10 protein-coding genes are annotated in these 7,334 nt (G+C 60.3%); 9 read left to right on the top strand and 1 reads right to left on the bottom strand.

The features are described 5' to 3' along the window. Positions 1-28 precede the first annotated feature (28 nt). The 9 genes from EJ076_RS34985 to EJ076_RS35025 all read left to right on the top strand — a co-directional run bounded on the left by EJ076_RS34985 (position 29) and on the right by EJ076_RS35025 (position 5,124). Complete coding sequence (locus EJ076_RS34985) at positions 29-460, top strand: hypothetical protein (RefSeq protein ID WP_245462941.1); 432 nt, start codon at positions 29-31, stop codon at positions 458-460. Between the two features lie 166 nt (positions 461-626). Then, a complete protein-coding gene (locus EJ076_RS34990; RefSeq protein ID WP_126066709.1) occupies positions 627-1,013 on the top strand; it encodes a DUF968 domain-containing protein in 387 nt (128 codons plus the stop codon). Continuing rightward, entirely contained in the window at positions 1,010-1,543 is a 534-nt protein-coding gene (locus EJ076_RS34995) for a hypothetical protein (RefSeq protein WP_126070936.1), read from the top strand. Before EJ076_RS34990 ends, EJ076_RS34995 begins: the two co-directional genes overlap by 4 nt. After that, positions 1,540-1,752, top strand: a complete 213-nt coding sequence (locus EJ076_RS35000; RefSeq protein WP_126066711.1) for a hypothetical protein — start codon at positions 1,540-1,542, stop codon at positions 1,750-1,752. Before EJ076_RS34995 ends, EJ076_RS35000 begins: the two co-directional genes overlap by 4 nt. A 163-nt stretch (positions 1,753-1,915) precedes the next feature. Beyond that, positions 1,916-2,614, top strand: a complete 699-nt coding sequence (locus EJ076_RS35005; RefSeq protein WP_126066712.1) for a hypothetical protein — start codon at positions 1,916-1,918, stop codon at positions 2,612-2,614. Continuing rightward, positions 2,602-2,946, top strand: a complete 345-nt coding sequence (locus tag EJ076_RS35010; RefSeq protein WP_126066713.1) for a hypothetical protein — start codon at positions 2,602-2,604, stop codon at positions 2,944-2,946. The genes EJ076_RS35005 and EJ076_RS35010 overlap by 13 nt, the downstream gene beginning before the upstream one ends. Next, positions 2,943-3,320 carry a DUF4326 domain-containing protein gene (locus EJ076_RS35015; RefSeq protein WP_206438763.1) on the top strand — a complete coding sequence of 126 codons (378 nt, stop codon included), beginning with the start codon at positions 2,943-2,945 and terminating at the stop codon, positions 3,318-3,320. The genes EJ076_RS35010 and EJ076_RS35015 overlap by 4 nt, the downstream gene beginning before the upstream one ends. Positions 3,321-3,493: 173 nt before the next feature. Continuing rightward, positions 3,494-4,483, top strand: a complete 990-nt coding sequence (locus tag EJ076_RS35020; protein WP_126066714.1) for a site-specific integrase — start codon at positions 3,494-3,496, stop codon at positions 4,481-4,483. Between the two features lie 8 nt (positions 4,484-4,491). Continuing rightward, positions 4,492-5,124, top strand: coding sequence for a hypothetical protein (locus tag EJ076_RS35025; RefSeq protein WP_126066715.1), 633 nt, complete (start codon positions 4,492-4,494; stop codon positions 5,122-5,124). A gap of 243 nt (positions 5,125-5,367) precedes the next feature. On the opposite strand, the gene EJ076_RS35030 is transcribed toward EJ076_RS35025, so the two are convergent. Further along, positions 5,368-7,311 carry an autotransporter outer membrane beta-barrel domain-containing protein gene (locus tag EJ076_RS35030; RefSeq protein WP_126070937.1) on the bottom strand — a complete coding sequence of 648 codons (1,944 nt, stop codon included), beginning with the start codon at positions 7,309-7,311 and terminating at the stop codon, positions 5,368-5,370. Positions 7,312-7,334: the final 23 nt, after the last annotated feature.

Consider the following 7,334-nt stretch of genomic DNA (forward strand, 5'->3'; position numbering starts at 1 on the left):
GTTTGTAGACACTGAGCAGGCCCGCCAGATGCTGATCCTGTTCATTCAGGCTCAGAAACTGCCGTTCACGGCTACGCTCGCCCCAGGCAAGCACCGCACGACGGCACAGAACCGTCTCCAGCGCAAATGGATGACGGAGATTGCCGAGCAGATGCCAGACGAGAAAGCCGAATACTGGCGCGGCTATTGCAAACTGCGGTTTGGCGTTCCGATGCTCCGTGCCGAGAACGAGGAATTCCGCGCGAAGTATGACGCCGTGGTCAAGCCGCTCTCCTACGAGCAGAAGATTGCCATCATGTCGGAACCGTTGGACCTCCCTGTCACGAGGATCATGACGACCAAGCAGAAGACCGCCTACCTCGATGAGATATTCCGGCACTTCTCAGAGCAGGGCGTGATCCTGACCATCCCAGACGATCCTTCGCTGATCGGCCAGCCCGAGCGGAGGAAAGTAGCATGACCCGCCTCATCCCCGTCCAAGCCTATTGGCGCCGTCAACCCAACAAAGTCGATACTCCACCTCACCTTGAATTGGTCCAGGCTTTCGAGAGGGATCAATACATGGCTTGGGTGGAAGAGCAGGTTGCGTCTGAGTTTGACCGAGAGTTTCGGGAAGGGGTGAGGTGATGGCCGGGCGCTTCGCATATCACCCCGAGGCCTTCAGCAAGGATAAATCCGGCAAGGCAACCAAGTCGTTCAAGGACGAAGCGCACCTTGCCTTCATCCGCAAACTGCCTTCGGCCATCTCAGGGGCTTTCGGCTGTGACCCTGCACATATCTCGGCAGGAAGCCCGATCCACAACAAGAAGCGCACAGGCGGCGGGCAGAAGGCTTCGGACTGCTGGACGGTACCTCTGACGCGCGCTGAACACGACGCGCAGCACGATCACGGTGACGAACTCGGCTGGTGGCGCTCCCACGGCATCGACCCGTTCGAACTCGCCATCAAGCTATACGAAAACACCGGGGATGCAGCGAAGTGCATCGAGATTTTGAGGAAGGCACGGGCATGAACAGGGAGACGCTGACCCAAACCGTTATCGAGCGGCTGGCGAAGGAAGCCGGTGGCATGGAGTACGGCCCGCGCACCTGGAACATCACGTTCAAGCGTGACGCGCTCCACCGCTTCGCGGATCTCATTGCCAGCTTCTGCGAGGAATTCAGCACCCCTATAGCAGCGGGGGGCGGAGAGGCGAGGCTTGCCGCATTAGCCAAGGAATACCGCCCTTCGATGGATGCGGAAGTCCTTCATTCGTGGGCGGCAGAAATAGCCGACACAATCCGCGCGGATACCCCTGATGCCACTAAGCCCTTCATGTTCGGCGTTCGTGATCGAAAGACTGGCGAGGCCGTGTTTGATGAGCATTGCGTGGCCGCCGAGTCTGAACAGCTTATTGACGATTGGGACGCAAACTTATTCGAGGTAGTCCCCCTCTTCGCCTCCCCACCTTCCGATACCGAGGAGAAGGCACCCCCGGACGCTGTGACGAAAGCAGCATCTGTAATGCTGGCCGCTTCTCCCCAGCAAGGAGAAAAGCTATGAAGCTGACAGAGCGTTCCGTGAAGGATATCACTAGGCGCGTGGCGGCCGACTGCGCCCGCATTGCACGAACATGCGGACCCGAAATCCGCCAGCCTGACGGCACTACCGTTCTTGGCGAAGCCGACGCGGAATTCATCGCGTCGGCTATCGAGAAAGAGTACCACATTCGCGGCCGTCTTGCTCTCTCTTCCGGGAGCGAGAAGCCATGATTGGGCCAACCAAGAAGGTCACCTACGAAATCTGCCAATACACTGGCGACAAATCGTGGACAATCCGGCGCACGGTCTCTCAGGACTATTGTCACGCCCTCACCAAGCACGACGCAGAGCAGCTTAAGGCTATGTTCGAGCGCGACCAAGAGGATGTGCGCCCATGAGCATCGACACTGCATGTAGCGTTGAAGGGTGTGCAAAACAGTCGCGCAAGGAGGGTATGTGCGAAAAGCACCATTGGCGCATGAGGCTCTCGATTCCCCGCCCCGCGGTTAAGCCTCCCTGCTCCGTTGCTGGATGCGACAAGTTGGAGAAAGCCAAGGGCCTCTGCTCAGTCCACTACGATAAGCTGAGAAGGCACGGCAATCCCTTACTAGGAGGTCGGGTCGGGATAGCGCCAGGAACAGCTGAACTGTATTTTCGCGAAGTCGTATTGGCCTACGAAGGTGACGAATGCCTGATCTGGCCATATCTTCGAGTGAAGAATGGGTATGGGTACTTTCGCTATGGCGGTCGCCAACAGATCGTCTCCCGCCTAGTCTGCCAAGAACAGAATGGGCCTCCTCCAACGCCTAAACATGAGGCCGCTCACTCCTGCGGTAACGGGCATTTGGCGTGTGTGACCAAACGACATCTGTCATGGAAGACGCGAACTGAAAATCAGGCCGACAGGCTGATCCACGGCACAAGCAACCGTGGCGAACGAAGCGGCTCCGCCAAACTAAGCGAAGGTCAAGTGCGCGAAATTCGCGCGATGCGTGGGCAGATGCTGCAGCGCGATATCGGGAAGCTCTTTGGCGTCGGCAGCCGCACGATCTGCAATATTCAAGCCGGAAGGATATGGAAATGGCTCAAATGAGTTCCGCCCCTTCCATACAATCCCTGATCGAACGGCTGCGCATTAAAGCCGGCATGATCGAGATGGGTGAGAAAATCGCATGGGGCAGCGATAGCGCCTTGATGTACGAAGCCGCCGACGCCCTCGCCTCCACCCAGGCTGCGCTGGAGCCGTTCGCAGAAGAGGTAGCGCGCGTCGAAAAGTCATATGCCGAATTCAACAGCGGGAATCGCTCGCCGCTTCTGCTGGACGACGACAGCCATTACCTCGGGAACCGCATCAGATGGCGCCATCTCCGCGCCGCCGCTGAAGCCCTCGCCGCGCTATCTCAAGATGGGGAGGAAGGAGCTTGAGCCAGCCTGTCAGAATTCAATTGTCTCGCAAGGCCGGCTGGCGGATGCCGTCCAATACCGTAAGCGTCGCGAGGCCTGGTAAGTTCGGCAACCCGTTCACGATCGCCACCGCGATTGAAAGCGGATATGCAAACGCCACGACCGCTCAGGCATTTGTCGTTGAGTGCTTCCGGGACTGGCTTGGCCCCACGCAATCCGGCCGCGACTGGTGGCAGGGCAAGGAAAGCGACCGGCGCAAGGCGCAGATATTCGAATGCCTCCCGGCGTTGCGCGGCAAGAGCCTTGCGTGTTGGTGCCGGCCCGGCGATTCCTGCCACGCTGACGTTCTGCTCGAACTGGCCAACGCCCCTCCCCCTATCGATGGGGGAGACTAGATGACGAGGGCCGCCATTCAATTCACAACACCGGAAGAGCTTGCCGAGCAGGCTGGCTGGTCACCGCGTCGAGTGCGCGAAATCGCAAGAGGGCTTGGCGCTTGCCGAATTATGGGCAATCGTATGGTTCTCACCGATGAAGACGTTGCCGCAATTTTGGAAGCGAGCCGACCATGCCCCTCAAAATCTACCGTAGAGGCGAAATCTGGCATTACCGTGGCACCGTTGCCGGTCGGCGGGTACGAGGCTCTACGCAAACTTCGATCAAAGCAAGAGCTCTCGAAATCGCAGCCGAGCGAGAAACGCGGGAGTGGAAAAGTTCTCACCATGGCCCCGAATCGGTCCTGACGTTCGCGGACGCAGCCATGCTTTACAGGCAAGCCGACCGGTCAACTCGCTTTCTGGAGCCGATCGAGGATTACTGGAAAGACACGCCGGTCAAGCAGATCAATGCCGGCGCCGTCCGCCAGTCGGCTATCGTGCTTCACCCGAAAACGTCAGGAGCAACCCGCAACCGCCAGGTCATCGTGCCCACGCAGGCTATCATCAATCACGCTGCTGGCATGGACCTTTGCCACCATCTCAAGATCGAGCGCTTCAATGTGGCGACCAAGAGCAAGGAGCCGGTAACTTGGGACTGGGTGCAGAAGTTCATGGCCGTCTCGTCGCCGCACTTGGGCGCGTTGGCCTGCTTCATGTTCCTGACCGGTGCGCGGATATCGGAAGCGCTCGACCTTCGCTGGGGCGACGTGAGCCTCGCTGAGAGGCGCGCGCTCATCCGGCAGACGAAGATCGGGGCAGAACGTCGCCCGCACCTCCCGCAAGCCCTTGTGGCAGCGATAGCCAATATCCCGAGCAACCGGGAGACGAGCGCCAAGGTGTTCCAGTACTCATCTCGCGACACGGCCAAGCCTCTGTGGCGGGCCGCGATCAGGCGGGCGAAGATCAAGCCGCTGACCTACCATGCCTGCCGCCACGGCTTTGCTACGGCCATGCTGCATGCTGGCGTCGACCCGATCACCGTTGCGAAGCTGGGCGGCTGGAAAGACGCGAAGCATGTCTTCACGACCTATGGCCACGCGATGACCGACGAAACGCTTGCCGATCGCATAACGGGTCAGTTCAGCGGCCAAATCATTGTAAAGAAAGCCGAATTGGGCTAGTATCGAGCATGAAGAAATCAACCTCTGCTTACCGCGTTGGACCGCTCTACCTCGTAGAACGAGGCGGATATTATCATGTCAACGGGACGCACGATGGAAAGCGCATTCGGGCAGCTACGAAAAGCAGTGACCTGCGAAGCGCGAAAAGATTTCTGGACGACATGTGCCACGGTCTTACGAGCGGCTGGCGGCAAAACGCCTTGGACGGCACGACGGACTGGTACACGGTTGCGACCGTCATTTGCCAGCGTCATCGCACGCATTCCAAGGCGCGCGGCATCCCCTTCGGGATCACCAAGGCCGATGTTTACAAGGTAATGCAGGCGGCGAATTTCAGATGCGCTGTGTCTGGCGTGGCTTTTTCCAAGAGACTGCCAGGCGAGACCGGCCCCGATCCGTGGTCTCCGAGCATCGACCGGATCGACAATCACCACGGATATGTCCGGGGCAACATCCGTGTCGTGTCCACCATTGCCAACATGGCGATGAACCGTTGGGGCTATGACACCCTGCTTCGCCTGTCCCACGCTGTCGTTCTGAATGCCTCAAGGCCGACTCCTGAAAAACTGACACACCAGTTAATCAGCGACAACGATCACGACACTCAAGTAATTGAAAACAAAGAGGAATTGGCCTCGTGACCCAACTCTCGTTGGGGAGGGGTGGCCCACTCCGGGAAATACAGAAACGGCCGGAAAAGCGCAATAGGGAAATGGATTTGTCAGCGACATCGCGGCCGGAACGAGTGGGCACACCGCCAGGATATGTCCGCAAGGGAGAGGCGAAAAGAAGGGGATTTCCCCGAAAAACGCGACAGCCCGAATGCAAAGTGCCCGCCACCTTTCGGCAACGAGCACTTTGTTGGAAGAGCGTTTGCGGCGAAGCTAGAACCTTACGATGATCCCCGCAGTGCCCTTCAGCGCATGGCTGCCTTCGAAGCTGGACGAGGCCAGCGCCTCGCCAAACAGGGTATATTTGCCGCCGGCCCATTTGTAGGTGCCACCCAGGCCGAGTTCGCCGCCGAAGCGCTGCGGCTCGAACGAAAGGTCGACCCCTGAGACGGCGACCGAAGTGCCGTTGAGGAACTCGTAGGTCAGGTTGGCGATGCCATAGACATGGCTTCCGGTCGCCTGGACGTCGTAGTTCAACGCAGCACCCAGCCGGCCCTTGAGGCTGTCACCCTTGCGCAGCGACACATTTGCGCCGAACGGATCGGTGAAGGCGTCGAAATCGACCGAGGCATAGGCAAGCTGCGCCTGCGGGGTCAGCGACCAGGCGCCGTCGAGCCCAATCTTGCGTCCTGCCTCCAGGCTGAGCGCATAGCCATTGCCATGAATGCCATCGCCGATCTTGCCGATGACGGCGGCGTTCATGTCGCTGCGCAATGTCGCGAGTTGGGCCTGGCCGTCGACATAAAAGCCATTCTCGCCATACCAGGTCAGCGTGGCGCCGACGCCATAGCTGACGGTGGTGTTGCCGCCGTCGCCGAGGCTTGAGAAGATGTCGGCGTCGGCGCGTGAATATTGCGCCGTCAGCCCGGCGACCAGCCTGCCGGCTGCCGTTTCCGAAAGCTGACCGTCGATGCCCGCCTGCACCAGCGTGGTATCGACGTCATAGGAGGCATCAGCGCTGGACGCATTGGCCTCGACATGGCCGTGCGCGCCTTCGATACGGGTCCAGATGGCTTGCTGGCCCGTCTCGGCTCCGCCATCGAGCACGGTACGGCGGCGGTCACCGACGCGCTGCTCAAGCGTCGGCAGCGCAATCATCCCGAGCAGGACCTGCGGGTAATTCTGGTAGACCGGCGTCGTTGGCGCCAGGCTGGCGGCGCGCAGATACCAGTCGCCGTCAGTCGTATTGGCGAGGCCGTTCTGGAACAGCTTGTAGCTGTAGGCGCCACCGATCGCCGGGCCGTTGAGCACGAAGGCGTTGGCCGCCGAGGTGCCATCGACCTGGACGATCTTGATGCCGTCGGCTGTTGTTTGCGCACCCAGGCCGCCGACGTTGAAGACGTGCACCTGAGTTGCGCTGGTACCCAGAATGCTGTTGCCGGTGATGATCAGGAGGTCAGTCTGCGAGCTGTCGCCGGCAAGGACGGTCTCAATTTCAAGCGCGCCGCCATTGCTGGTATAGGTGCCGTCCACCGTCAGCGTGCCGAAACCGTCGATGCCGGGTGCGATGACTCCGCCGAGGTGGTTGGTGGTGGCGCCGACGGTGCCATTGCCCTGCAGTCGGCCACCCAATACATCCATGGTGCCGCCTAGCGTGCCGTTCACGGAGAGTATGCCGCCTTCGACGCGCGAAGACCCGGCAAACAGCGAGCTGTCACCGGTGAGCATCTGCTGACCGCCAGCAAGAACGAAGCCGCCATTGCCGGCGAAGTCGCCGGAGAAGGTGTCGTTGGCTTCCGTAAGTGTCAGCGTCTGGTTGCCGAACTCGACGGTACCCGCACCCGCAAGCCGCTTGATCGATGCCCCGTCGGCTACGCCAGAAATATCCAGCGTGCCATCGACAACCGCACGGCTCGATGCAGCGATGCTGCCCGTGCCGCTCAGCGCCAGCTTGCCTGCCGACACGGTCGTTTCGCCCGAATAGCTGTTGTCGCCGGTCAGTTCCAGCGTGCCGCCGCCGGTCTTGGTCAGGCCACCGGCACCGCTGAGGATGCCTGACGCCGTCAGCGTGGTTGCTGCCGCTGTGTCGATTTTGCCGGTTGTATTCAGCGCCATGCCACGGTTCGTGGTGAAACTGGCCGTCGTCTGCAGCGTGCCGCCGTTGAACACAAGCCCGCTTGCGGCGTCACCGAGGCTGCCATCCCCGGCAATCGACAACGTACCGCCACTCAGCGTCCAGG

This window comes from Mesorhizobium sp. M7D.F.Ca.US.005.01.1.1 (assembly GCF_003952545.1).
Lineage (GTDB): Bacteria > Pseudomonadota > Alphaproteobacteria > Rhizobiales > Rhizobiaceae > Mesorhizobium > Mesorhizobium loti.